We start from the raw sequence: 24,968 nt of genomic DNA, 5'->3' as shown, positions 1-24,968 counted from the left end.
TTGATTATGTCATTTGAAAAGATTTGCCAAATCAGCGACATCGTACCGGGCACAGGTGTTTGTGCACTGGTTGATGGTCAACAAGTAGCGGTATTCCGTCCAACTGAAGCGGAAGAAGTGCTAGCGATTAGCAACACAGACCCTTTTTTCCAATCAAACGTGCTCTCTCGCGGTTTGATCTGTGAGCACCAAGGCGAGCTTTGGGTGGCAAGCCCACTTAAGAAACAACGCTTTAACCTGAAAACAGGTGCGTGCATGGAAGACGAACACTTTAACGTGAAAGCGTACAAAACGCGTGTAACAAAAGGCAAAGTCGAAATCTCAGCATAAGAGCTTGGTTAAATTCCCTTCTCTTCGGGGGAGGGAATGAACCGAAATCTAGATTTAATAGGTAAAGGCTTTTCGATGTTCACCTGCGGGGGACAAGGAAGCAAGGTGTTACTGAGTTAACGGGAAGCCTTTCTCTATTCAATCTTTAATTTTTAACTTTCAACTTTTGAATAAGGACACATTCATGTCTACAGACTTTAAACCTGCTGAATTCGTACAAACCATGATTAATGTGGGTGAAGCGAAAACAAACACCAGCACTCGCGATTTGCTACTTCGCGGCACAATGGCAGGTATTATCCTGTCACTTGCGGTCGTTGTTGCGATTACGACTATCGTTCAAACTGGCGTTGGTATTGTAGGTGCACTTGTCTTCCCTGTTGGTTTCGTGATTCTAAGTGTGATGGGTTACGACCTCGTTACTGGCGTATTCGGTCTTGCTCCTTTAGCTAAGTTTGCAAACCGTCCAGGCATCACTTGGGGCCGCATCTTCCGTTGTTGGGGTCTTGTCGGTTTGGGTAACCTTATCGGTTCTCTAATTGTTGCTTACCTAGTTGCTATCTCTCTAACAGGTAACTTCTCTCTAGAATTGAACGCAGTAGCGAAGAAATTTGTCGCTGTTTCTACCGCGCGTAGCCTTGGTTTTGAAAACATGGGGATGGACGGATGGATCACGTGTTTTGTACGCGGCATCTTCTGTAACCTAATGGTGTGTCTGGGCGTTATTGGCAACATGACTGCCCGTTCAGTATCTGGTCGTGTGGCAATGATGTGGTTCCCAATCTTCATCTTCTTCGCATTAGTATTTGAGCACACAGTAGTAAACATGTTCCTATTCCCACTAGGTATGATCCTAGGTGCTGATTTTGGTATCGCGACTTGGTTGAACTTCAACCTTATCCCAACCATCCTAGGTAACATTGTTGGTGGTCTAGTGATGACTTGTATTCCACTGTACCTAACTCACGCAAAAACTGCGCCTTCTATCAATGCTGAAGAAGAAGTAAAAGCACAACCTGCAATGGCTAAATAACCATTAACGGGTAACTCGCTTAATATGGTCCCGCTTCTGGATGGGCGGGACCATTCACCAACCTGGATTTCAATTTTTAACTTTCGCTTTCGCGACATATTTATTGGTTTAGCTATAAAAAGTAATAACTCCTTAGAGTGGTTTTAACCCTAAGTGCATAACGCGAGTGTTACTCTTTATATCTAAATTTTTCGATAGGCGTTGATATGACTACTGTTAACTCATCTTTAAACAGCGGCTTTGTTTCTCTTGTTGGTGCCGGTCCTGGTGACCCAGATCTGCTTACCGTAAAAGGCTTAAAAGCCATTCAAGCGGCTGAAGTTGTGGTTTACGACCGATTGGTGTCGAAAGACATTCTGGAATTGGCTCACGCATCAGCAGAGATGATCTATGTTGGCAAGAAGTTGGACTTTCACTGCGTACCTCAAGATCAAATCAACCAAATCTTGGTGCAGAAAGCGCAAGAAGGTAAACGCGTTGTGCGTCTAAAGGGCGGTGATTCATTTATCTTTGGCCGTGGTGGTGAAGAGCTAGAAGAGCTGGCAGAATTTGGCATCAAATACGAAGTGGTGCCGGGTATTACGGCGGCGGCGGGTGCAACGGCTTATGCCGGAATTCCATTAACGCACCGTGACCATGCACAAAGCGTACAGTTCATCACGGGTCATGTACAAAAAGATGGGCGCGAAATTGAATGGCGTTCTCTAGCACAATCCAATAACACACTTGTGTTCTACATGGGTTTGAAGCAAAGCGGCCACATTATGGATAAGCTGATCACTCACGGGCTAGATCCTGAGATGTCATGCGCCATTATTGAAAACGGTACGCGACCAGAGCAGCGCGTGTTCCAAGGAAAGTTGAACGAGCTATCGAGCATGGCAGAGCAAGCCGTGAGCCCGGCATTGATTGTGGTGGGTAGCGTTACTCAGCTGCACAACAAATTGGATTGGTTCGGCAAGTAATCAAAGACGTAATCTTAAGCACTAGATCGCGCAAGGACTGCGTTTCTGCTGCATCTCCCTTTTACGCATTGGCATTTCATCGATCAGATTGTTGATGAATTGCCAATCGGTTTTCGCTCCCCAGCGGTGTTTCTCTTCACCATCTTTACCTAATAGAATCGCCGTGTGTTGGCCTTGTTTCACTTCGTAAAGTTTGGCTAGCATCTTAAGGTCAAACTCTTCTTTCAACCAAGACGGTTCTGTATACCCATCTTCAGCAATGACGAGCGTTATCACGTCTCTGTCTTCAAGTTCACACTCATTCATTAAAGCCTCTAGCAAAAACTGTTTCACATGATTGTCGTTTTCTGGCGCAAAATATAAGACGCTGCGGTGTGGCCAATATTGAGAGTGGGCAGGGTAACCAAACGCGGCACTTGATATGAGGCATGAAAGCAACAGGGCTATAGTAGGCTTGTTCATGGTTTCCCTCCTTGAAACGCGAAACTCCGATTATCAGGTTATACGATAAGTTTAGTGGAATTAGTTCATTGTGCTTTGGCGCAAGTTCGCTTAGGGTATGGCACAAACAAATAAGGCATAGAACTTGATGAATTCGGAAAGCAAACAAAAGATCGCCATCTTGGTTGATGTGCAGAATGTGTATTACACCTGCCGCGAAGCGTACCGCAGCAATTTTGATTACAACCAGTTTTGGTATGTTGCGACACAAGGGAAAGAAGTGGCGAGTGCAAAAGCTTATGCGATTGCGAGTAATGACCCGAAGCAGCGTCAATTTCATCATATCCTGCGTGGTGTCGGCTTCGAAGTCATGCTTAAACCGTTTATTCAGCGACGTGACGGTAGTGCAAAAGGCGATTGGGATGTGGGTATTACACTTGATGCCATCGAAGTAGCACAAGACGTAGATGAAGTCGTATTGGTCTCTGGTGATGGTGACTTTTGCTTGCTGGTTGAGCGAATTCAGCAGCGCTTCAATAAGAGAGTCACAGTGTATGGTGTACCTAGGCTTACGTCTCAAACCTTGATCGATTGTGCCGATAACTTCGTCGCTATCGATGAAGACTTTCTTCTCTGTTCTCGCCTAGCTGTATAGCTTCGAGAATCAAAGAAAGGGCGAGTCACTTCAGGCTGTACGCAAACGTACAATGACTCGCCCCTTATTTCTGATTCAGATGATTTACGAAGGAATGATCATTTGTCCTAGTAAGTAACCCAAACAACACGCACCAATCACGCCGATTAAACCCACAGACATGAATGAGTGGTTGAAGTACCACTTACCAATCTTAGTTGTACCTGAGGTATCGAAGTTCACAGTTGCGATATCCGAAGGGTAGTTTGGAATAAAGAAGTAGCCGTAAACCGCTGGCATCAAGCCGATAAGCAGTGCTGGCTCCAAACCTAGACCTAAACCGACTGGCAACATCATACGCGCTGTCGCTGCTTGAGAGTTCACCACAACCGATACGATGAATAGTGCAAGAGCGAAGGTCCAAGGGTAGCTAGTTACCATCTCTACGATGCCGGATTTAAATTGAGGCATTGCGTATTGGAAGTAGGTGTCTGACATCCATGCGATACCGAAGATCGCAATCGCCGCCACCATACCGGATTTGAAGACCACGCCGTTTGGAACATCACGTGGATCGGTTTTTGTCGCAAGCAGAATGATACCGCCGAAGCAGAGCATCATCATTTGGATAACCACCGCCATACTGATTGGTTTGCCGCCGTCGACAATAGTTCGAACTTCCGGCCACATAGCAATCACTACAATCACGAGAATCGATAGAATGAATAGCAATACTGAATTACGTGCGCTTACGGGCAATATTTCATCGAGCGAAGTTGCGGTTGTATTCAGGATCTTGTCTCTCCAAACCGGATCTTTTAGACGTTCTTGGTATTCTTCATCGTCTTCAAGTTCTTTACCGCGTTTTAAGCTGTAAAGGGACATCAGCAAAGTACCGAACAATGTGGCAGGCACAGTAACGAGTAAAATAGAAAGTAGGGTGATCTCGTGTTGGATATCAGACAATTGTGCAAGGTAGTAAACCACTGCTGCTGAAATCGGTGACGCAGTAATGGCGATTTGAGAAGCAACCGATGCTGCTGCCATAGGGCGCTCAGGACGAATGCCGTTTTTAAGCGCAACGTCGCCAATGATTGGCATGATAGAGTAAACCGCGTGACCAGTACCAAGTAGGAAAGTCATAAAGTAAGTCACGAACGGCGCAATAAGAGTGACGCGTTTAGGGTTCTTACGTAATACGCGCTCTGCCACCTGCAACATGTATTTTAAGCCACCTGCGGCTTCAAGAATGGAGGCACAAGTGACCACCGCGAGGATGATCAGCATTACCGTCACTGGCGGAGACGTTGGAGGCATCTTGAAGATGAAAACCTCAATGAACAAACCAATACCAGAAACGACACCAAGACCAATGCCGCCATACCGTGAGCCGATATACAGCATCACGAGCAAAAATAGAAACTCAAGATACAACATGTTTAATTTCCTTATTAGAAACAGGGACTTCTATTGTTTCGGTATTCAAGGAAAAAATACTTAGCTTTGTTCACATTCTGTTTTATAGGAAACAGCAATGTCCAATAATTGGGAATAACTCACGCTGAGCCGTGTCAGTGTTAATGGTGCATTGAAAGGGTGTTGTTGGAATGTTTGAATCGTCCGTGTCTAAGGTTAAACCTGACCATTTTGGTGCAAGGATTTTCAGTCGTTCTGAGCGCTTTTTAGTCTAGGTGATAATTTAAACGATAGGCGTTAGATTTTCAGGTGATGTAATGCCAAGTTAACCTTTGTTAAAATAAGAAAAGCCGCGTTATGCGGCTTTTCTTATTTAAGCTTCATCAGTGGTTTGCGTTTCAACCACATTTTCAGACGTTTGTTCTGCCGTCTGGTTTTGCTCTTCGGCTTCCATCTTCGCACGCTCTGCTTTTGAGATGTAGCGAGGCTTGTTGCTCTTATGAAGCTTTGCATTTTGTTTTTTCAACTTCGCTTTTAAGATCGAGTTGATTTTCTTCTTGCGGTTCATGGTGTTGGTCCTTTAATTTAGCGGGGCAGGATAGTGATTTTTCCACCAAGTTACAAGCCTAATGGATTCCTTATGAAAACACTTATTACAGAACGCCTGACACTTCGCCTTGTTAGTGTAGAAGATGCGTCTTTTATTTTAGAACTCTACAATCAACCTGACTTTTATCGTTTCGTCGGTGACAAGCAGATTCGCACCTTAGAAGAAGCAAAACGCTACATTCAAGACAACATGTTAAGGATGCAAGAACTCAAGGGCGTCAGTTTGCTGGTGGTAGAAACCAATCATGATAGACAACCTATAGGCATTTGTGGTTTGGTCAAACGCGACACATTAACGGCGTTTGATATTGGTTACGGTTATCTACCTAGCGCTTATGGCAAAGGTTACGCAAAAGAAGCGGCAAGTGTCATGGTTGATTTTGCTCGGGGCGAGATGAAAATAGAAAACTTGGTCGCCATCACCAATAATGACAATAATCGTAGTATAAGTTTGCTAGAAAAGTTGGGCTTTCAGTTTGAACGTATTGAGCAGACTTACGATAATGGCCGAACTTTACAACTCTACACCATGACGCTGTAATCAAAGGGTGAACAATGAGCGACATTTTACTGGGCAAACTCGCCACTGAATTTAAAACCGTTAAAGCTATGGTTGAGGTCTATTGCAAAGATCACCATGGTACGAAAGGTGAGTTGTGTACAGAATGTCGTGAATTATTAGAATATGCAGAAGTGCGCCTTGATCGTTGTCCTTACGGAGAAGACAAGCCGACTTGCAACAAATGTCCGATTCACTGTTACAAGCCAGAGCCTAAAGAACAAATGCGTTTAGTGATGCGTTATTCAGGGCCGAGAATGTTGCTTAAACACCCAATCTTGGCAATTCGACACTTGATGCATGAGAAACGCGAGGTGCCTGAAAAACCTGCTGCCAATGCGTCGAATCGCCACAAACGGATGAGTGCAGAGCGCGAGGGTAAGAAATCCTAGCCAACATAAGAATTAAGAAGTTGTCACTACCGTTAAATTCTTAATCCAATACTTTTGCGTGTATCTGCGATAACACAATGCTAGTTTCACCACTTCTTCGGCGATCATGAGCGCATAAACGTATTTGAATTCCCAACCTAATACAAACGCAGCAACCGCACACAAAGGTAAGCCTGTCATCCACATCGCGATAAAGTCCATACGCAAACAAAATACATTGTCTCCGCCAGCACGGATAATACCGTTGATGATAATCATGTTAAGCATGCGTAGCCAAATCGCGCTGCATAAAATCACCACCGCAGGTGCTGCAAGTGGGTAGAGCTCAGGGTTGTCTAAGTTCAAAGCAGCAATGATTAATTCTCGGTTTAGTAGCAGTAACGCACCAATCGAAATACCAAACACAAAAACCGCTTTAATGAAGAAGCTTGCCATGTACTGAGCTTGTTCAAAAGCATCACGCCCTAACGACTGGCCAATCATCACAGAGCACGCGACCGATATACCAAAGAAGATGGAATAACATAGCGACTCAAACGGGCCTAACATGCTGAATACCGCAAGTTCTGTTGTGCCCATATGCCCAAAGATCATTTGATACACCATAGTGCCAATTGCCCAAAGCAATGCACCTAACGTCATTGGAAGCGCCAAACGGCGATAAGAGAGCCACAAAGAAGGGCGCTCAGAACCTTCTTTCACTTCTAGCAGCCAATGTTTGCGCCAACGCATGTAGCCTAACATCGCAATCACTTGGAATAATCGAGAGATCGTCGTTGCTAACGCCGCACCTGCAACGCCCATTGCTGGTACACCGAAACCACCTTTGATGAGCCAGAAGTTAAGTGCGATATTCAGAACAATCGTCACCGCCCCCAAAAGCAAAGGAGTGACGGCGTCACCAGAAGAGCGCATGCTCGCTTCTAAAACAATGATGATATGAGTGAGTAACAGAACAGGAAATGCATACCAAAGGTAAGTGGAGCCGAGTTCGATGACTTGCGTATCGTTGGTTTGTAGACGCATGATAAGTTCGCTACCGACTGTGATTATCAGGGTAACAGGAATCAAGACTTTTAAACCAAATCGAATCGCTATACCAGTAACGGTTTTGGCGCTTACCGCGTCTTCACGTCCCCAATATTGAGCAACGAGTGTGCCGTTTGCCGATGCTAAGCCAGCCATAATCATGATTGCAACAAAGTGCCATTTTGAGGCAATTCCCACAGCTGCGGTTGCTTCTTTACCAAAGTCACTAACCATGAGAACATCAGCCAAGGCGAGAATAGCCACCAACGCACTCTGGATCGCGACAGGGAAACCCAAGCGGACGATCTGCTTAAGTAGCCCGCTAGATAAAGAGTTGTCGCTGTTTTTGATGCCAATATTGTTCGTCATAGTTGCTCCTCGAAATTTGTGAGGAATATAAAGCCAATAGGGACAGAAATACATGTGCGAAAAACCACAAAACCTGTGCAAATCCGTCATCGAACAATTTTCCATCAAAACAGAGTGGCACGACGATGTGCATTTAGCACCCGCATGTAAAGAACGATTCCTGACTCTAACTGAAATCCCCGAATGGAAACGAGCTGATATCTTTATGGCGGGGCTTGCTGAACTGCGCGATGGTTACCATGTCGAGCGAGACAAAGTGGGCGTTCATACCTTGCTGTTTACCATTGAAGGTGGCGGTGTTTTGATTACACCGGGTTTCGTTAAAGAAATTGAGCCTTATACGCTGACTATTTTGCCTGTAGATACGTGTTTTCGATTTGAAATGAATCCAAGCAAAGGGCTCTGGAAGATGGTTTGGCTTCTGCCACAAAATACCGAGGCTTGGCAGCATCTCTCTGACTTGGGGCAAACCGTGTTGCCGTTTAGGGGCTCTGAGCAGGTATGGTCACTGATGACCTTACTCTACAACGAAATAGGGGGACGAGCGGGGTTTCGTCAGTTGTTGATCAGTGAAGTGCAACGATTGGTAAAAAGTGTTGAAACCCCAATCAGTACATCGCTATCGCGCGTTCAAACACTCTTTAACGAAGTTGAAGGTCAGTTACACTTGCCGTGGACCATTGCCGAAATGGCCAAGCAGTGTTTTATCAGTGAAGAACAGTTCAACCGTTTATCTAAACAGCTTTTCAATATGAGTCCGAGAAGCAAGTTAATTGAGCTTCGTATGCACAAGGCCGCAGACTTATTGCAGTATCCAGCTTGGTCAGTCGCTATGATTGCGAACCGATTGGGTTATCGCGATCCTTACAACTTCACTCATCGATTTAAAAAGTTCTACGGCACTTCGCCAACACGTTATCGCAAGAGACTATTGGAGAATCAAAACCAATGAGTCGTTTTGATTTCTAATGATCACCTAATAATCGATAAAGTAGAGAATTCAGAAACAAAAAAACGAGGGCATTGACCCTCGTTTTTGTTTGTCTTTTTGCAGAGGTTTGAATTACAAACCTGCAGCCATTTGATGCTTTGATTTTGTTGCAGCGATGAGCATGTAGATGCAAGTCGCAAGCAAAGCTGCAAATAGATAGCCCAACAAGCCGTGCATTTGGCCCATGAACTTATCAGCAACCACAGGACCAGCAACTGAGCCGATGCTGTAGCTAAACAACATCACTTGTGTTGCGGATACAATGAAACGCTCTTCTAAACCTTCACAACCCAAGTTGATTGCAATTGGATACAGTGCAAATGTTGCCATTCCCAATAGGAACAGCGCTACTGCTAGAACCACCGCTGAGGTAGAAACAAACGTCAGACCAATAGAGAAAATACCCAAAATACAGAAGAACGCCATCAAGACTGTACGAGCCATGTATTTGTTTAATGTGGTCACCATAGGTTGAACCAACATGCCGCCAAGGATGACAAGTGCCATTAGGGTACCAATATCTTGGTGACTAATTTTACGGTTTGCTAGCTCTACAGGCATTAAACCGTAGATTGCACCCAAGGTTAAGCCAGAAACAATACAACCAATGATTGCAGCATGGCTTAGCTTAGAAATTTGTTTAAACGATAGTGCGGTTGATTCGTGGCTGTTTGGTTGTTCACAATCGATGAACAACAATACTAGCATTGCCATTAGGATCAACGTTGTGATTGCGATAAAAGGTACACCGCCGCTTACACCAAGGATACCAATACCGAACTGACCAAGTGCAGAACCACCGTACAAAGAAAGCATGTACAGGCTTAAACGTTTCGCACGAGACGATTCATCACCAGACATTAGCCATGATTCAACAATCACAAACACGCCAGCGACCGCCATACCTGCGATAAAGCGGGCAACAAGCCATACCATACCGTTTGGAAGAATAGGCATTGCCATAATCGTTAAAGAAAAGGTCGCCAAACATCCAACAAACGCTTTGCGGTGCCCAACGGTTCGCACGACACGCTCAAAGAAAATTGCACCAACCAATAGGCCGCCATAGAACACACTCGCCAACCAACTCGCGTAATCAGCAGAGATGTTGTACTCACCAAGCATGAGGGGAATCAAGCTCATCAAATAGCCTGATGCCACTGCATAAAGAGACAGTGCTACGACCGGAACTGTGACTCGTGGTGATGCTGCGGGAACGACTGTGTTTTCCAATGTTTTGCGCCTATTAGTTAAGTAAATTTAAGGGGTTATTCGGCGCGAATATGAGGCTAATTAATAGGCAAGTAAAACGATATATTTCAGTCGTTTCGATAAAAGATATTTATCGAAATTCTATGAAGAAATGCTGCATAAAAACGCCAGCCTGTAAACGAGGCTGGCGAAGTGGATTATTTACTAAGTGCTTGATTTAACCACTGAACGAATTCAGTTTTCGGTAGTGCTCCGTTGATCATGTCAACGCGCTGGCCATTCTTGAAAACCATAATGGTTGGGATGCTACGAATACCAAATTGAGCGGCAAGCTGCTGTTGCGCTTCGGTATCAATCTTGACAAAACGAGCGTTTCCGGTCTGTTCTTGTGCCACATCCGAGAAAACAGGCGCAAAACCAACACATGGATTGCACCACGGTGCCCAAAAATCCACCACAACTGGCGTGTTACTTTCTAGCAGCGCCGAGAAGTTATCGACAGTACCTTCTATCGGTGCACCATCAAACAGGGCGTTTTTGCATTTACCGCAACTTGCAGCTTCTGCAACTCGCTCATTAGGGACACGATTTAAACCGCCACAAGACGGGCAACGAGTTTTAAACGATGACATGACTTCTTCCTTTATGACAACTTGATGAAAACATGACTTACCAGTCAGCCTCATAATTTGTATACTTATTTTTTAGCCTGCCGAATTATAAGACGGCAAGTCTGTATTTGGACCCGAACAGGTTCTAAGAAATTTCATTAAAATACAACAATAAATAGGTCTGCGATGACAAATTACTACGCTGAAATTACCGGTTGGGGAAAATGTCTTCCACCAGCCACGCTCTCTAACGATGACCTTAGCACTTTCCTTGAAACTTCAGATGAATGGATTCGCACCCGTACTGGTATTGAAAACCGTCGCATCAGCCACGTAAACACGTCTGACATGGCAACGGTAGCCGCGCAACACGCGATGGCTCGTGCAGGTGTAGAAGCGAGTGACATCGACCTGATCATTGTTGCGACATGCTCTCCTGACTCTCTTATTCCAAACATTGCTTCTAAGGTTCAGCAAAACCTTGGTATTCGCTCTGCTGCTGCATTCGATTTAAACGCGGCATGTACTGGGTTCGTATACGGCCTTGAAACAGGCACACGTTTGATTCAATCGGGCAACTACCGAAACGCAGTCATTATTGGTGCTGAGCGTCTTTCTTTTTACATTGACTGGGCAATGCGTGACACTGCTGTGTTGTTCGGCGATGGTGCCGGGGCAGTTGTTCTGACCCGTACAGAGCAAGAAGCCGGTCTACTGCAATCGCAAATTGGTTGTGATGCAAAAGGGCGCGACATCCTTTCCGTGCCTAAGTTTGGTACATGCATGGATCGCTTTGCGGAAGACAACGGTTACTGGGACTTCAACTTTGTAGGTCAAGAGATCTTCAAACGTGCCGTAAAAGGCATGGGTCTAGCGGCGAAAACGGTTTTGAAAGCTTCAGAACTAACCACAGATCAAATCGACGTGGTAATCCCGCACCAAGCAAACATCCGTATCATCCAAACACTGTGTGACCTTTCTGGTATCCCGCAAGAAAAAGCGTTTGTGAACATCCAAAACTACGGCAACACTTCGGCAGCGACGGTGCCAATTGCATTGTGTGAGGCGCTAGAACAAGGCCGTGTTAAGCCAGGCGACAACATGCTATTAGCAGCGTTTGGTGCTGGCCTAACATGGGGTGCTGCGGTGCTGAAGTGGGGTGACCGCGTAACGCCAATTGCAGAAAGCGACGCTGTGTTACCTGAGAGTGACAAGTCTGCACTTGAGTTACTAGAGCGTGCTATTAAGCTTTGTAACGAACGCCCACGTGGTGAAGACGCATAACTAGCGCGCGCGGTTAACTGGTCAAAACAAGCAATAAGCGAAAGGGAGCACAAGGCTCCCTTTTTTGTACCTATTTCTTCGCAGGTGTTAAGACATAAAACCAAGATTTGATGAAGAGAAACTTCGAATGTTTGGGAACACATAATCTAACGCTGCATTGTCACCAATCCCCATCCATTGTGCGAGTGTAGCGCCAACTTGATCCGCTGCTATTTTCGGAATCAAACGACCTTTGGAATAGTCATCTTCGCCCCCTAAGACCAGCTCAGGCCAAGTTCCAATAGGTTGGGAACCTTTTACGGCTCCGCCAATTAATAACTGATGCCCGCCCCAGCCATGGTCGGTACCGTTACCATTATTTGTCATTCTTCGCCCAAAGTCAGACATCGTAAATGTCGTGACATTGTCACTCAATCCCAAGCGTTCGATAGCTCGATACATAGCAAAGAGGTTTGTGGCGAGATCGCCAAGTAATGCAGGGTGCTTAGACAGCTGTGAATCATGGACGTCATAACCGGTGTGCTTAACAAAGAAGACTTGACGTTGTTGATTCAACACTCCTTGACTCGCAATCAATTTATAGACCGTCTGCATTTGTTTCCCCAATGTACTGGAGGTAAACAGAGGGGCGTTATCGACATCATTTAACTGTTGAGATAAAACACCGCTCATGGTCATCGACTCATCTACCATGAGATTGAAATGGCCACTGAATGGATTGTTTGTCGGTGTCGATTGAAGTTGGTCGTAAATCTCTTTGTATAAAGGATTGCCCAAGGCACTTAGCTGTACTGCTCGGTCTTTTTTCAATACCGTTTGACGTTGTTCTAATCCTCGCAGCCAAAGTGAATCACCATGCACGCTATAAAGAGGCGTTATTTCAGAAGAAGGGCTCATTACATCCAACATTCTGCCTGCCCAGCCAAGGTTGGTAAATTCGTCCATGCCTCCGCGCAACCAAGAGTTTGTTTGAGAATTATGTGAGAACAGTTGGTCTGGTAACGGGACATCACCCGATTCGATCGCCTGTTTCGTCATTGGTTGTTCTAGAATTCCGCTATTGAGCACGACGGTGGCGTCACCGTTATCAAACATCTCAGATAGTCGTGCAAGTTTAGGGTGCATTCCTAAAGGGACGTTATTACCTTTGTTGTCTTTTGCATTGAGGCCAATCGGAATGACCGTATTTTTAGCGACAGACAGTTTGCCTCTGACATTCGCATATTGGTCATAATGAAAATCAGACAATGGCAATATGGTGTTAATCGCATCATTACCACCCGCTAAATAAACACAGATTAACGCTCGAAAATCGTTGTTTGGTGAGGCAAGTGTGTAACCTGGTAGCCCAACCGTTGCCAATGCACCAAGAGAAGCGGTTCCTTTGATAAAGTTTCGACGTGAAGTATCCATAATTCGCTCCTAATCTTGAATATAAAATTCATTGCCAGATACCGCAGTGAATATCACCAAGGCAAGTTTGGTTTTGGGTACATAGTTGGTTTGATAGTTGTCGAGGACATCGAGCATTACTTGCTTCAATCCAGTAGACGCTGTGTTAGCAAAGAAACGCGCATCAATCGCGTCTACTAGCGCGGGGTGGTTGTCTAACAAGCTGTAGAGCTCGTCCATATCAAGCGTATAAGTGGCGCCGGATTCTTTGCGTACGCTATAGAGCATAAAATTGACCAGTTCACTGTAGACAGACCAGTCAAACAGTTCATATTCGGGTGAGACCATACCTGTAAAGACGAAATCCGATGAAGGTTGGTAATTGGGAGAATAAAAGTTGAATACAGAAGGAGAACGCAAAGGTCCTTGGTTTGCAATGTTCATTAATGTCACTGCGCCATCGTATCGCGTGGCGGTTAGGGTGAACCCCGCAGCGCGATGAAAGTTAGTAAGTACGAGGATTGGTTCTTTGACTTTCATGGGGCGATGAGCGGTTAAACCTCTGGCTTCGTCATCGAGCAAAACGGCTTTGATCACGGCATTCAAGTCGCCTTTCACTCCTTTACCATTGTTGTTAAACACTGAGGCGACTCTTGCGATGTATTCTGGCGTTGGGTTGGAAGTCACAAATCGTTGAATCAACAACTTAGACACAAATGGCGCAATGTTGTCGTGCGCCATCAAGAGATCAACAACTCGATTTAGTTCTTCCTCTGCTGTCAATCCGGTTGGGATGATGGTGCCCAATACCGTTTTTTCGCCCGTATCGTGACGGCCGTTAATGACGCGCATTGGCTTCACAAACAAAGTATCTGACTTGTTCCAACCTGTAAGGGCACGAGCCAATTCTTGTATGTCTGCTTGCGAATATGTTGCAAGCGGTTGTCCGGTTTCTTGGTCAAATCTAACACTACCATCAAGGTTGAGTTGGTATAACCCAATAGTGAAAAGCTGCATCAATTCGCGAGCAAAGTTTTCATCAGGTAGGGCGCCTGTCACGGTATTTTCTTTTGCACTGCCCATCATTGAGAGATAGTTGCCCATCACTGGATGTTTCGCCGTATGTAAAAGCAAATCTCGATAGTTGCCAAATGCATGCTCAACCAACAAATCGTAATAATTGATTAAACCATCGGGTTTGCTAGAAAGAATTCCTCCATAGCGGGACACGACCAAAATTTGACTAAGTGCGTATGCCATTCGCTGTCTCAACTGATCATCCGCGGTGAGAACGGTTTGATACCACGCATTTTCTCGATTAGCTTGCGCACCTTTGCTAAACGACGTGGAGTAAAGATCATTGTGAAAAGTGGGAGGCAAAAGAATTTGTTCTGTAATCCAATCTTGGTAACTGCTTCGCTTAACCTGTTCGATTAACTGAGGTGTTGGACCAAATGTGGTTTGATAGATAAAGCGGGCATCGGCTAAATCTGGGTCATCTTCATCAGCTGAAACCGGACCAACAAAGAAGAGCAGCATTGCGACAAAGCCAAGCACCCAACAAGAAATTTCGTTTTGTTTCTGACGTCTCATAGTTAACTCGCTTACCCAAAGGAACGACTTAAATCCATTTAACGGGAGTCATGAAGCTCGAAATGAGCTAATTAATAAATTTAGTGAAATCAAGCAGCTGCAAGACGGATTATAGACGGTAAAAATCACTATCAAAGCTATCAATTACAGAAAATAGTCTGGCTAGGTCTTAATTTAAGATAAGAAAAAACGGATAAGTGACTGAATAGTATTGCTACCAATCCGTTGTGATCGAACTCAAATAAAATGTGAAACTTTTTTGAATACGTAGAAATATTGGACGGGGTAACATGTCAGAAATTACGTCTGACTTCATACTGATATAACAGTTAGTTTGATGATTGTGAGCTTTTAAGACAATTGGATCTATAAAAAACATGCCAGAGTGATTACTTTACTGATCGATTTATTAATTAAGTTGCATAAAGCGTGAATAAGCTCACGATTGTACATAAATTACACAAACAAATGCGACCAATAGCTAACATTTACCGGGTCGATTAGTTCGACACAGTTCAATCCGCAGCTAGTAAAGAGGAGAGGTAGTAGCTGCACCATAAATGTTGGATAGGAGAGCACACATGGAAGCTCGCAAAACTATGCTTGCTGTTGTTATTGCATCTACGGTCGCTGCGTGTGGCAGTGATGACAATGATGAGAGCGCCAGTCAAACGTACACACTTAATGGTACCGTCGTGGATGGGTACATCTATAACGCTTTAGTCTGGATGGACGTCGATAGAGATGGTGAGCCAGACGCCGATGAACCTCAGGCAAACACTGGCCTTGATGGTACCTACTCATTTCAAATTTCAGAAGCACAAAAGGACGCCTTAGTGGGTGTACCAATTTTGGCTCAGTTAACGAACGACTCTGTCGATGTGGGAACTGAACCCCCAACCACGATGGAAGAGTTAGAGCAGAAAATCGCTGCCAATGAAGCAGAGAAGGTCTTTGAAGATACTGAAGAAGGGCACGCCATTGTTCTTGGCATGCCCCCTTTAACACAAGCCGACTTTGATGATCTTGAAGATGGCGAACTTGATGGTCAGGTTATTAACCCTTTTACTACCCAAGTTCATGAAGAGCTGACGTCTCGAATAAGCGCCGTTCTGGAAGATCAAAACCTCGATGAGTTGAGTGATGAGAAAATAGCAGCGCTGCTTGTTTCGCTTGGGAGCCTAGTGAACCAAGCAATTGACGATGCAGTCGACGAGTTAAAAGAAGAGCTTGAAGATAGCACCTTGACCGATGAAGAGCTTAAAGCCCGTTTGATGGGGGATTTTATCGCTGAAGGCGACACAGGCGAAATCCTCGAACTAGCTGAAAGTAAAGTCGACGAGCGCGTATCGGATGAACGAGTCGCCGAGGAACTGGAAGATGAAAACCCCGATGGTAAGGTGACCCATTACTCGTATACCGACAGCTACTACGGTGTGCCAGATAACATGGATATCGCTTTAGACTTTACCGTGGAAGGCAGTGAAACGGAAATTGTCGATGAAACCGCGAACACATTGACCTATCAAGCGACTGCTACAGAGTATTATCAACGAGCCGGTGTAAAAACGGTGTTCAGTACATTCACAGAGGAAGCGGTGCAGAACCTTGATGACGGTACTTTCACGGCCAAGATAACGTTTAAAGCAGACTTGAACTTCGATGGCGAGTTTGATTTCACCAGCCATGTATATGATGTCGGTGTTGCAGATGAGGGCGAGACTCGCGGTCAGTGGGAGTTTACTCGTTACATTGATGAGTCTAACCCCGCAGACTCTGGTGGTGACAGCGTCACTACCGATGACCCAGAGCGAGAGTTAAGCTACAGCACGGTTGATTTGTTCGCAGAAGCCATCATGGCTGGTGACATGTCCGGTGTGGACTTGTTGCAAACCATGGTTGAGGTAGAAGAAACAACGGCAGAACATGATTATGAATCTCGTGAATTTAAAGAGTACGACCTAGACGCTGCAGTTCCTCTAGAAGCGGCCACCTATGCGCAAGTTCGTGAACGATGGGACTATGTGGATGGTGGTAACAAAGAAGTCATCATGCACGATTGGGATGCAGACGGTTCAGTTAATGAAACGACAACAAGTATGAATAATGCCGATGGCTCCGAGTCATACACGAAAGCAGGCCCAGTTTGGAACTGGGATGGTTCAGTTAGCTTCGAATACCAAGTCAATTATTGGGAAGAATATACCTATACCAAGGGTGTCAACGACGACAGTCAGAAAATCGAAACGAGTGTCGGTGGCAAATATATTCTCGATGAAGCTAACGCGGTCAAGAAAGTTGATGAAAATGGCGATGGTATGATGTTCAACCGTTGGGACGAAGTGAAAACTTATTGGTCAGAGACAGATATTCGTACTCATGTTGAATGGCAACACTTTGCAATTGAAGGGTATGACTACACCTTTAATGATGGTGGACAAAAATACAGCACTCTAATCAACGACAATTACACCGGTTATCCTGAGTACGTTGGTCCTTATATTGAAGACTTAGACGATCTGGTCGACGGTTGGATCGAAGAAGGACTGTCCGAACAAGCGATATGGTTGCGAGTCATTGGTGAGTCTATTCGTGGCGTGAGTCGCAGTGAGGGTTACGATTACTGCGAGGTCAATGCGACTGGTGCATCAGTCAATGCCGCGTTGTTGGCGACAGAGCTGACAAACTGTGGTGGCCTTCAACCATTAACGGTGGATGACGTTGTCGATTCAAGGCTGACGAGACGCAAAGGAAACGGAGTCGAAGTTCGTTTCTGGGACATCTATGAAGGTGGTATGGCCGATCGCGAGACTTGGAAAGCCGAAGGTAATACTGAAAACCTCGGTTGGGATTGGAGTATCACCTCAGAAGGTTACTTAAGGTTAAGCAAAGGAGACGATTTTGTCCGTTTGATTGCGCCTTACTTCAAAGGTGAATATGGCGCTGCAGTTATTATCTTTGACGAGTACTCAGATACAAGTATGAACGAGATGTGGAGTACGTATTTTGTCGATACTGTGGATTTATACATACCACCGCAACCTGAGTAAAAAAGCCAAGTTGCTTGTAGTATCGATAACGAAATAAGCACAAGAGCTTAAACTAAAAAGCCGCTCACTCATTGCATTAGCACGAGTGCGCGGCTTTTTGTTTTAACGAATTAGACTCAATGGCTTATTTTCTCGCGAGCTTATGATGCGCTCTAGAAAAATGATCGGCACAGAATGCACCAACAATGGAAAGCTCACCAGCCAAGCATAGGCCGGCAGCGACTTCTGCTAACGCTTTTGCTTTGCCATTGCCGTGCAAACCAAGTATATCCAAACACGCTTTCTGAGTTGGTAGGCCAGTACCGCCACCAACGGTGCCAACCATGATGTTTGGTAAAGTGACTGACGTATACAGGTTGCCGTGGGAATCCACATCCATTCTAGTAATACCAACCGCAGATTCTGCAACGCACGCTGCATCTTGTCCGCAGGCGATGTACAGAGCGGTGAGGGCATTGGCGTAGTGCGCGTTAATACCGATAGTGCCGCTTAGTAATCCACCTACAGTATTCATTTTGCCAAACTTCACCATCGCATCTGGTGTGGTGTGCAGGTATTTCTCGACCAAAGCTGCAGGAATCGTCACTTCAGCTGAGACTTTTTTACCGCGAACAGAGCGTAAAGTGTGGGCGTTGGCTTTCTTATCACCAGATAAGTTACCGTCAAGGTAAGCATCAACCGGCGCGACTGGACTGTGTTCAAGAATGTAATGGAAGACTTTGTGTGTCGCGATGGTCACCATGTTCTGACCAGATGCGTCGCCCGTCACGTATTCAAACACCAAGTAAACATGATTGCCTTCGATGTTGACGTTGATGTCTTTAAGCTTACCGTGCGTGGTGGTGGATTCTGCTTCTTTACGGAAGATATCGTATTGAGTCACCACCCAACTGACGAACTGCGCTGCTTCTGCAAGTGATTGGAAACCAAACACCGGAGTACGACTCACGCCTTCGCTGATCAAAAGCGTACTTGCGCCACCAGCTGCGGTAATCAAGTTCGCGCCTCGGTTATAAGAGGCAACGAGAGCGGCTTCTGTTGTTGCGAGTGGTACTAGGTAGTCGTCATTCGCGAACAAGCCGTTAATGCGAAGAGGCCCAGCAACACCGACAGGGACGTTAACGGTACCAATAAAGTGTTCAATGTTGTTGGCGTATTGGTCGTAATGCGATTGTGTGAAAGGATCCAGCAGAAGATCTTTGTCCGTCATCGATTCGAGTACTTTCCAACGGCGTTCAATGTGCTTTTCCGTCAGACCCGCACTGAGGCAAAGTTTCTTTTCTGGCTTGTGGTATTTCGGTTCTAATGCCGATTGTACTTTTTCGCAGGTTTCATTATCAGAGAGTGCAGAGCTATTCCTTGCGCTGTCTAAATTTAATTTCGGCATACAAACGTTTCTTTATTCATTTGGTTTGGAATTGTAGTGATACAAAACGTGATTACAATCCCGCGTATACGTTTTGCAACAAAAGGCTGCTTAACTTCAAACTCACTGAAATCTTACTTGGCGAATAAATAGCCCTTTAAATGCGTGGTATAAAGCGTCTGGTTTTTGCGCCATTTTTCTCTATCTTATTGAAAATAAGAGAAAAATAGGACTGATTTGAAAGGTTGAAATCGAGCAATGAAGAGCTCAAATAGAAATTCCTTCTTTCTGTAAAAATTGTGCAAAGTGGGTGAACTACTCTAATTTGAGACTTCAAATAATGAGATTGGAATGTGGTCGGGTGGCGTAAAATGGTAAATAACTTGGTTTGCGCCACGGCATAATAGCCCCACGTTTTCAATTGAGGGTAACGTATGATTGTTTACTTTCGAGTTCAGGACGTAGAAGTGCTGTGTGATGAAATAGACCTCGCAACACTGATGCAAGCCAAGCTCAAACAATTACCAACTACCAAGCCTCAAATGGACTGAGCAGTATAACGTCACGAAGTGCTGGATGCGTTCAGCGCAATAGACTGTTTATACACTTTAGGAGATAACCCGGACACTCTTTTAAAGGCGCGCGAAAAGTGCGAAATACTGGTGTAGCCAAGTTGATTGGATATATAAGTGAGAGAGTGTCCTTCTTCCATCAATTCGCAAGAAACAGAGAACATCAATGACTCTTTAATATGCCGAAAAGAAGTGCCTTCATTCTTTAACTTTCTTTGAAAGGTTCGGACAGAATAGCTCAGCAACTGAGCCGCTTCTTCTATCGACAAATTACGCTCTCGCACATAAGGGCGCAGGAGTTCAAACACGCTATCGGTAAAACTTGTATGCCACTGGATCAGACTCGGTTCAGCGCCTAACTGTGAGTCCGATATTTGGATTGGTACGTTAAGAATGTCCGCGGGAATGTAAACACTGGTCTTCTCTTGACCCACAAATATCTGGCACTGGCTAGGAACAACACTTTTTACGATATCACTGTTGCTGCCTTGCAGGCGTACCTTGCTTGGATACCAAGCGGTTTTGGTCAAAATGCTAATGAGCTCAATGATGTAAATCACAGCAAATGCTTCAGACCAGTTAGCGATTTGTGTGTCTTTTTGTTCCGAATATCGACAGAACCAGGCATGGCCATGATGGGTTTCAAAAGAAACGTTACTGCCAGGCGAGTCTAAACTGAAGATTTCATCAATGTGCTGCATTGACTCACCGATGGTTTGAAATGGCAAAAACTGATGCAAGACATTGGGTATAACGCGGCGACGAAAGACTAACACCAATAAGTCGGTGAATTTCGTTACGCCAAGTTGGGAAGAAGTAAGATGAATCAAACGTTTTATTGATTCAGACGGAATGTAGTCGCTCTCGGTTTGGAATAAGTCCGCAGGTAAGCCAGCGTCACTAAGGAGCTTATGCTTGTCCAAGCCATAGTCGGCAAAGACTTCGACCAGAATACGAGCATAGTTAGTCTGAATGACAGGTAAATGAAACGTTTGATTTGGCATTGTGGTGATACTCCTTTATCAACGACTAATCTTAGCGCATAACGGACGGTTTTTGATACAGCTCGCTATTTATTATTCAATTAATTGAAGGTTGGGCAGGACGGTATATTATTAAAATGTTCAATCTATTCAATGGCAAGGGGATAACATGTCCGAGAACGAAAAACAAAAACAGCCAACGGAAGTGGCGGAAAACAAAGAGACGAATAAAAAAGACAAAGTAAAGATGGTCACCAACTATTTGCTTTTGTTCATTGTCGTCATGCTCGGGTTCAGCATTGTGTCAGACCGCATCATTCCAGTGACTGACAATGCGCGCGTTAAAGGCTATATCGTGCCGATAAAACCTCAGGTTTCTGGCAACGTTTTAGATATTAAGGTTCGTCCGAACCAACTTGTTGAAGAAGGTGATGAGCTCGCCGTTCTCGACAAGTCAGATTATGAAATTGCAGTGAAGCAAGCCGAAGAGAATCTTGAAATCGCAGGGCAAAACGTTGGAGCGCAAACCGCGTCAATCGCTTCGGCACAAGCAAGGTTAACTTCAGCGATTGTTGAACGCCAAAACACAGAAGCGCAAGCCAACCGTGTTCTTGCCATGGCAGAGAAAGGCGTAGTGTCGAAATCGGATGCAGACAAAGCGAGAGCATCACTGGCAACCGCAAGAGCGAACGTAGTAAATGCGGAAGCGGATCTTGAAAAAGCGAAGCAACAACTGGGTGCCGAAGGCGAAGATAACAGCCAAGTAAAAGCGGCATTGCTGGCACTTGAGCAAGCTCAGTTGAACTTAGAACGTACTGTTATTCGTGCGCCAACTCAAGGCGGTGTTTCGAACTTCAGTTTGACCGAAGGCTTTTACGCTTCTGCAGGTCAGCCAATCATGACGTTTGTGTCGACAGAAGACATCTGGATTGAAGCGTACTTCCGTGAAAACAGTTTAGGCAACGTCAGCATTGGTGATGAAGTAGAAATCGCCCTCGATTTTGTTCCTGGCAAAGTCATCAAAGGCAAAGTCAGCAGCATCGACTGGGGTGTTGATTGGGGACAAAACCAACAAGCGGGCAAGCTCGCGCAAGCCAACCAACAAACAGGCTGGTTACGCCAAACGCAAATGTTACCAATCGCTATCGAGTTTGATCGTGAAGAGGTAACAGGAATGCTACGCGTTGGCGGGCAAGCAGACGTGATTGTCTACAGCGGTGACAACTTCGTGTTTAACACCCTTGGCAGACTTTGGATTCGTCTACTGAGCGTACTGTCTTATGTCCGATAATCTGAGCATTGATAACGCAACTCAACGCCGGATTTTGCGCTTCACCATTGGTGTCGGTCTGGCGGTGTTTCTCGCTGCTTGGATTAATTGGCAACTGGCGTTTGTCGCGCCGGTATTTACCGCGAAGTTCTTGGTCGATAAGCCAAATCTTCACAGAGAGACGATTTACGAGTTGCTGCTGGCATTGATTGCCACTATGGGATTGGGACTGCTTCTTTCAGGAGGCATTACTCAGTACCCAATTGTTCTACTGATTGCCGTCGGTTTGATGATGGCATGGGGTTACTACTTGTTTACTGACCCCAAATGGAATCTGTTCGCGACCATTTTGTTGATTGCGGTATTGATGTTGCCATTTATGGCAATAAATAACCCAGCAATTTCTGTTGTGCTCGCGAGTGGTTTGGCAATTTCTGGTGCGGTATCGGTGGCGATTTTTGCTCTGGTTCATATTTATCTACCAGAGCCAGACAGTGAGTTCGCTGGCTATGCGACTCCGCCAATTGGCAGAGAACAACGTTGGCATGCGTCATTTCGAGCCATGTTGATTTCGTTTCCTGTGGTGTGCTTCTTCTTTATCTTTCAGATTTCAGAAGCGCTACTCACTATGATGTTTGTCGCGTTGCTGTCTTTGATGATTACGTCAGAGAAGTCAGTCAAATTAAGCGCGTTCTTAATCATCAGTAACGGTATCGGCGGGATACTTGCCATCTTGGCTTTCTCGATTCTCGCCATTGTGCCAAGCATATTCTTTTATACCGCCTTTATTGCGTTATTGGCGGTATTGATAGGGAAGAAGATTTACACCGTGCCAGAGAAGGCACCGATATTCGCCACGGCGTTCAGTACCTTGCTTGTCTTAATCGGCAGCACGCTAATGAGCTCTGGCGATATCGACAGCAATACATTTATTCGAATCTTCCAATTGGTGTTGGTCGGGACATACATGATCCTCGCATCACTCTTTTTGGAAACCAGACAATGGAAGTTTTTGCAAACATAACACTTAACAGACAGTGAAAAGGTAACGCTATGAAAGCTTCAAATGATTTCTCTAAACAGGCGATAGACGCCGCTATCAAGATCGGAGCCGTAGCGTTACTGATCTGGTGGTGTTTCTCTATCCTTAGTCCGTTCATTATGTTGGTCGTGTGGGGCGGCATTATTGCCATCGCGCTCTACCCAGTCATGATGTCCCTTCATAATCGCTTAGGTATCTCAAAAGGTAAGGCGAGTGCGCTCATCAGCACTATTGGTGTGCTGTTACTTTTAATCCCACTTATCGCGCTCTCATCTGGTCTTTATACCAGTGGTACCGAGGTCGTCACTGGGTTGCAAGATGGCACTTTAGTTGTGCCTAAGCCACAAGAAAGCTTAAAAGAGATCCCTGTCGTGGGCGACAAGCTGTTCGTTGCGGTTAACTACGCATCGACCAACATGGAAGGCTTCCTAGTTAAGTATGGCGAACAAGTAAAAGGTTTCCTTTCTCAAGCAGCATCTATCGTGGGCTCGGTAAGTGGTGGTTTCATTCAGTTCATCATTTCGACCATGATTGCTGGTGCGTTCATGAGCAATGCTGAAGTTTGCCAGAAAGGTTTTACCAAGCTAGCAGACCGCCTCACTAACAAGAAAGGCGAAGCGTTGATTGATCTTTCTAAGTCGATCGTTCGCAGTGTGGTTCAAGGTGTGATTGGTGTTGCACTGATTCAATCTGTCATGGCGGGTGTTGGTATGGTCGCGGTTGGCGTTCCTGCTGCTGCGCTTTGGATGGTTGCCGTGATTCTGGTTGCGATTATTCAGCTACCACCAATTCTGGCGTTGATTCCTGCGATTATTTACGTGTTTAGCGTCGAATCGACACTGGTTGCTGGCATCTTCCTCGTCTGGTGTATCTTGGTGAGCGCGAGTGATGCGGTACTGAAACCTGTTCTTCTAAGCCGTGGTTCTGACACGCCGATGCTTGTGACACTGTTGGGTGCACTGGGTGGTATGGCAATGTCTGGTATCGTAGGTCTGTTTGTTGGTGCCGTGGTTCTGAGTCTGACTTACCAATTGATGGTGAACTGGTTAGATGAAGATGACGCGGAAACAAACAAAGCACTGAGCATTGAGCAAAAAGCGAAGGAGGAAGACAAAGTAGAGGTGGCATCATGAAACCGATGACCAGGGAAGATAACTTCTACTTTTTGTTTTTCGCACTCATTGCGTTGTTTTTCGGCTGTGCTGTGATGCATCAGTTTTATCCAGATGGGCAGGAATTTGTTCTTGCTCTTTTGGTGGTGACACTAGGCGTTTCGATTGCAGGCATCAACAAGAAAAATAAAACAAACCGAACATGGTATGGCGTGTTACTGATTGTGGCCGTCATCTCCTATGGGATGTCGTTTTTAGAGCATTTAGATCTGTCCATTTTGACGCTAAGTGCACTATTGGTGTTCTTGTTTTCGCACATATACTCGGCGCTAAAGCAGGTAGTATTAACCAAGTCAGTAACGACAAACCACATCATAGGTTCGATTTGTATCTATCTGCTCTTAGGGCTGGCGTGGGCGGTGATCTACTTGTTGGTGTTGGAGTTTTTCCCAAGCTCTTTCACTGGATTAGAAGCAAAACCTTGGCTGTCGAACTTGTTTAACACCTTGTACTTTAGCTTTATCACGTTGACGACGGTGGGCTATGGTGACATTTCACCGACGGTTCCAGTGGCTCAGTTCTTCGTTTTCTTCGAGGCGATAGTTGGGAGCTTTTACTTGGCCATCATGGTGGCAAGTTTGGTGAGTATTCGTTTGGCTCAAGCACAGAGTGAGTAAACAAATGAATGGTTTGAATGGCGGAGCTGAAAAGTC

23 protein-coding genes are annotated in these 24,968 nt (G+C 45.3%); 13 read left to right on the top strand and 10 right to left on the bottom strand.

Going from position 1 to position 24,968, the window contains the following annotated elements; all coding sequences use genetic code 11:
- Positions 1-6 precede the first annotated feature (6 nt).
- The 3 genes from nirD to cobA all read left to right on the top strand — a co-directional run bounded on the left by nirD (position 7) and on the right by cobA (position 2,328).
- Positions 7-330 carry a nitrite reductase small subunit NirD gene (nirD, locus tag ITG12_RS20105; protein ID WP_038877303.1) on the top strand — a complete coding sequence of 108 codons (324 nt, stop codon included), beginning with the start codon at positions 7-9 and terminating at the stop codon, positions 328-330.
- 184 nt (positions 331-514) lie between these two features.
- Positions 515-1,363, top strand: coding sequence for a formate/nitrite transporter family protein (locus ITG12_RS20100; protein WP_038865796.1), 849 nt, complete (start codon positions 515-517; stop codon positions 1,361-1,363).
- 206 nt (positions 1,364-1,569) lie between these two features.
- Entirely contained in the window at positions 1,570-2,328 is a 759-nt protein-coding gene (gene cobA, locus ITG12_RS20095; protein WP_061034725.1) for a uroporphyrinogen-III C-methyltransferase, read from the top strand.
- 21 nt (positions 2,329-2,349) lie between these two features.
- Here the strand turns inward: cobA and ITG12_RS20090 are convergent, their stop codons facing one another.
- A complete protein-coding gene (locus ITG12_RS20090) occupies positions 2,350-2,790 on the bottom strand; it encodes a DUF4174 domain-containing protein (protein WP_042604246.1) in 441 nt (146 codons plus the stop codon).
- Between the two features lie 127 nt (positions 2,791-2,917).
- Between ITG12_RS20090 and ITG12_RS20085 the strand changes: the two genes are divergently transcribed.
- On the top strand, positions 2,918-3,424 hold the full coding sequence (locus tag ITG12_RS20085) for an NYN domain-containing protein (RefSeq protein ID WP_248874885.1): 507 nt from the start codon (positions 2,918-2,920) through the stop codon (positions 3,422-3,424).
- Positions 3,425-3,508: 84 nt separating this feature from the next.
- On the opposite strand, the gene ITG12_RS20080 is transcribed toward ITG12_RS20085, so the two are convergent.
- Positions 3,509-4,840 carry an anaerobic C4-dicarboxylate transporter gene (locus tag ITG12_RS20080; protein ID WP_248874883.1) on the bottom strand — a complete coding sequence of 444 codons (1,332 nt, stop codon included), beginning with the start codon at positions 4,838-4,840 and terminating at the stop codon, positions 3,509-3,511.
- A 352-nt stretch (positions 4,841-5,192) separates the two neighbouring features.
- Positions 5,193-5,387 carry a DUF2986 domain-containing protein gene (locus tag ITG12_RS20075; RefSeq protein WP_045420274.1) on the bottom strand — a complete coding sequence of 65 codons (195 nt, stop codon included), beginning with the start codon at positions 5,385-5,387 and terminating at the stop codon, positions 5,193-5,195.
- A 72-nt stretch (positions 5,388-5,459) separates the two neighbouring features.
- Between ITG12_RS20075 and ITG12_RS20070 the strand changes: the two genes are divergently transcribed.
- Together ITG12_RS20070 and ITG12_RS20065 are read left to right on the top strand one after the other, a co-directional pair.
- A complete protein-coding gene (locus ITG12_RS20070; protein ID WP_248874881.1) occupies positions 5,460-5,969 on the top strand; it encodes a GNAT family N-acetyltransferase in 510 nt (169 codons plus the stop codon).
- Between the two features lie 14 nt (positions 5,970-5,983).
- Positions 5,984-6,379 (top strand): nitrous oxide-stimulated promoter family protein, encoded by a 396-nt coding sequence (locus ITG12_RS20065; protein WP_039976558.1) that lies wholly within the window; start codon positions 5,984-5,986, stop codon positions 6,377-6,379.
- Positions 6,380-6,391: 12 nt separating this feature from the next.
- Here the strand turns inward: ITG12_RS20065 and ITG12_RS20060 are convergent, their stop codons facing one another.
- Positions 6,392-7,777, bottom strand: a complete 1,386-nt coding sequence (locus ITG12_RS20060) for an MATE family efflux transporter (RefSeq protein ID WP_248874879.1) — start codon at positions 7,775-7,777, stop codon at positions 6,392-6,394.
- A 52-nt stretch (positions 7,778-7,829) separates the two neighbouring features.
- Between ITG12_RS20060 and ITG12_RS20055 the strand changes: the two genes are divergently transcribed.
- A complete protein-coding gene (locus ITG12_RS20055) occupies positions 7,830-8,729 on the top strand; it encodes an AraC family transcriptional regulator (protein ID WP_248874877.1) in 900 nt (299 codons plus the stop codon).
- A gap of 111 nt (positions 8,730-8,840) precedes the next feature.
- On the opposite strand, the gene ITG12_RS20050 is transcribed toward ITG12_RS20055, so the two are convergent.
- Together ITG12_RS20050 and trxC are read right to left on the bottom strand one after the other, a co-directional pair.
- Complete coding sequence (locus tag ITG12_RS20050) at positions 8,841-10,001, bottom strand: MFS transporter (protein WP_038877322.1); 1,161 nt, start codon at positions 9,999-10,001, stop codon at positions 8,841-8,843.
- 176 nt (positions 10,002-10,177) lie between these two features.
- A complete protein-coding gene (gene trxC / locus ITG12_RS20045; protein ID WP_042603344.1) occupies positions 10,178-10,612 on the bottom strand; it encodes a thioredoxin TrxC in 435 nt (144 codons plus the stop codon).
- A 165-nt stretch (positions 10,613-10,777) separates the two neighbouring features.
- Between trxC and ITG12_RS20040 the strand changes: the two genes are divergently transcribed.
- Entirely contained in the window at positions 10,778-11,875 is a 1,098-nt protein-coding gene (locus ITG12_RS20040; protein ID WP_248874875.1) for a ketoacyl-ACP synthase III, read from the top strand.
- A gap of 87 nt (positions 11,876-11,962) precedes the next feature.
- On the opposite strand, the gene ITG12_RS20035 is transcribed toward ITG12_RS20040, so the two are convergent.
- Together ITG12_RS20035 and ITG12_RS20030 are read right to left on the bottom strand one after the other, a co-directional pair.
- The gene (locus tag ITG12_RS20035) at positions 11,963-13,288 is read right to left on the bottom strand and encodes a DUF1501 domain-containing protein (RefSeq protein WP_248874873.1); all 1,326 of its coding nucleotides are present in this window, start codon (positions 13,286-13,288) and stop codon (positions 11,963-11,965) included.
- 9 nt (positions 13,289-13,297) lie between these two features.
- Positions 13,298-14,860, bottom strand: coding sequence for a DUF1800 domain-containing protein (locus ITG12_RS20030; protein WP_248874871.1), 1,563 nt, complete (start codon positions 14,858-14,860; stop codon positions 13,298-13,300).
- Between the two features lie 581 nt (positions 14,861-15,441).
- On the opposite strand from ITG12_RS20030, the gene ITG12_RS20025 reads away from it, so the two are divergent.
- A complete protein-coding gene (locus ITG12_RS20025; RefSeq protein WP_248874869.1) occupies positions 15,442-17,910 on the top strand; it encodes a hypothetical protein in 2,469 nt (822 codons plus the stop codon).
- A 124-nt stretch (positions 17,911-18,034) separates the two neighbouring features.
- Here ITG12_RS20025 and ITG12_RS20020 read toward each other — a convergent pair whose 3' ends face one another.
- On the bottom strand, positions 18,035-19,297 hold the full coding sequence (locus ITG12_RS20020; RefSeq protein ID WP_104036532.1) for a hydroxymethylglutaryl-CoA reductase: 1,263 nt from the start codon (positions 19,295-19,297) through the stop codon (positions 18,035-18,037).
- Positions 19,298-19,838: 541 nt separating this feature from the next.
- Positions 19,839-20,852 carry an AraC family transcriptional regulator gene (locus ITG12_RS20015; RefSeq protein ID WP_248874867.1) on the bottom strand — a complete coding sequence of 338 codons (1,014 nt, stop codon included), beginning with the start codon at positions 20,850-20,852 and terminating at the stop codon, positions 19,839-19,841.
- 148 nt (positions 20,853-21,000) lie between these two features.
- Between ITG12_RS20015 and ITG12_RS20010 the strand changes: the two genes are divergently transcribed.
- The 4 genes from ITG12_RS20010 to ITG12_RS19995 are packed head-to-tail and all read left to right on the top strand — an operon-like array spanning position 21,001 to position 24,932.
- The gene (locus ITG12_RS20010) at positions 21,001-22,122 is read left to right on the top strand and encodes an HlyD family secretion protein (protein WP_248874865.1); all 1,122 of its coding nucleotides are present in this window, start codon (positions 21,001-21,003) and stop codon (positions 22,120-22,122) included.
- Entirely contained in the window at positions 22,112-23,125 is a 1,014-nt protein-coding gene (locus ITG12_RS20005) for a DUF2955 domain-containing protein (RefSeq protein WP_104029543.1), read from the top strand. Before ITG12_RS20010 ends, ITG12_RS20005 begins: the two co-directional genes overlap by 11 nt.
- Positions 23,126-23,154: 29 nt before the next feature.
- Positions 23,155-24,276 (top strand): AI-2E family transporter, encoded by a 1,122-nt coding sequence (locus tag ITG12_RS20000; RefSeq protein WP_248874863.1) that lies wholly within the window; start codon positions 23,155-23,157, stop codon positions 24,274-24,276.
- The gene (locus ITG12_RS19995; protein WP_038877347.1) at positions 24,273-24,932 is read left to right on the top strand and encodes a potassium channel family protein; all 660 of its coding nucleotides are present in this window, start codon (positions 24,273-24,275) and stop codon (positions 24,930-24,932) included. The genes ITG12_RS20000 and ITG12_RS19995 overlap by 4 nt, the downstream gene beginning before the upstream one ends.
- Positions 24,933-24,968: the final 36 nt, after the last annotated feature.

The sequence above is a fragment of the Vibrio sp. ED002 genome (assembly GCF_023277445.1).
Taxonomy (GTDB): Bacteria; Pseudomonadota; Gammaproteobacteria; order Enterobacterales; family Vibrionaceae; genus Vibrio; species Vibrio jasicida.
This window is presented reverse-complemented; position numbering and strand designations above follow the sequence as displayed.

Coding starts and splice junctions, on each gene's coding strand:
- nirD (WP_038877303.1), top strand. CDS start 7: ATGTCATTTGAAAAGATTTGCCAAATCAGCGACATCGTACCGGGCACA.
- ITG12_RS20100 (WP_038865796.1), top strand. CDS start 515: ATGTCTACAGACTTTAAACCTGCTGAATTCGTACAAACCATGATTAAT.
- cobA (WP_061034725.1), top strand. CDS start 1,570: ATGACTACTGTTAACTCATCTTTAAACAGCGGCTTTGTTTCTCTTGTT.
- ITG12_RS20090 (WP_042604246.1), bottom strand. CDS start 2,790: ATGAACAAGCCTACTATAGCCCTGTTGCTTTCATGCCTCATATCAAGT.
- ITG12_RS20085 (WP_248874885.1), top strand. CDS start 2,918: ATGAATTCGGAAAGCAAACAAAAGATCGCCATCTTGGTTGATGTGCAG.
- ITG12_RS20080 (WP_248874883.1), bottom strand. CDS start 4,840: ATGTTGTATCTTGAGTTTCTATTTTTGCTCGTGATGCTGTATATCGGC.
- ITG12_RS20075 (WP_045420274.1), bottom strand. CDS start 5,387: ATGAACCGCAAGAAGAAAATCAACTCGATCTTAAAAGCGAAGTTGAAA.
- ITG12_RS20070 (WP_248874881.1), top strand. CDS start 5,460: ATGAAAACACTTATTACAGAACGCCTGACACTTCGCCTTGTTAGTGTA.
- ITG12_RS20065 (WP_039976558.1), top strand. CDS start 5,984: ATGAGCGACATTTTACTGGGCAAACTCGCCACTGAATTTAAAACCGTT.
- ITG12_RS20060 (WP_248874879.1), bottom strand. CDS start 7,777: ATGACGAACAATATTGGCATCAAAAACAGCGACAACTCTTTATCTAGC.
- ITG12_RS20055 (WP_248874877.1), top strand. CDS start 7,830: ATGTGCGAAAAACCACAAAACCTGTGCAAATCCGTCATCGAACAATTT.
- trxC (WP_042603344.1), bottom strand. CDS start 10,612: ATGTCATCGTTTAAAACTCGTTGCCCGTCTTGTGGCGGTTTAAATCGT.
- ITG12_RS20040 (WP_248874875.1), top strand. CDS start 10,778: ATGACAAATTACTACGCTGAAATTACCGGTTGGGGAAAATGTCTTCCA.
- ITG12_RS20035 (WP_248874873.1), bottom strand. CDS start 13,288: ATGGATACTTCACGTCGAAACTTTATCAAAGGAACCGCTTCTCTTGGT.
- ITG12_RS20030 (WP_248874871.1), bottom strand. CDS start 14,860: ATGAGACGTCAGAAACAAAACGAAATTTCTTGTTGGGTGCTTGGCTTT.
- ITG12_RS20025 (WP_248874869.1), top strand. CDS start 15,442: ATGGAAGCTCGCAAAACTATGCTTGCTGTTGTTATTGCATCTACGGTC.
- ITG12_RS20020 (WP_104036532.1), bottom strand. CDS start 19,297: ATGCCGAAATTAAATTTAGACAGCGCAAGGAATAGCTCTGCACTCTCT.
- ITG12_RS20015 (WP_248874867.1), bottom strand. CDS start 20,852: ATGCCAAATCAAACGTTTCATTTACCTGTCATTCAGACTAACTATGCT.
- ITG12_RS20010 (WP_248874865.1), top strand. CDS start 21,001: ATGTCCGAGAACGAAAAACAAAAACAGCCAACGGAAGTGGCGGAAAAC.
- ITG12_RS20005 (WP_104029543.1), top strand. CDS start 22,112: ATGTCCGATAATCTGAGCATTGATAACGCAACTCAACGCCGGATTTTG.
- ITG12_RS20000 (WP_248874863.1), top strand. CDS start 23,155: ATGAAAGCTTCAAATGATTTCTCTAAACAGGCGATAGACGCCGCTATC.
- ITG12_RS19995 (WP_038877347.1), top strand. CDS start 24,273: ATGAAACCGATGACCAGGGAAGATAACTTCTACTTTTTGTTTTTCGCA.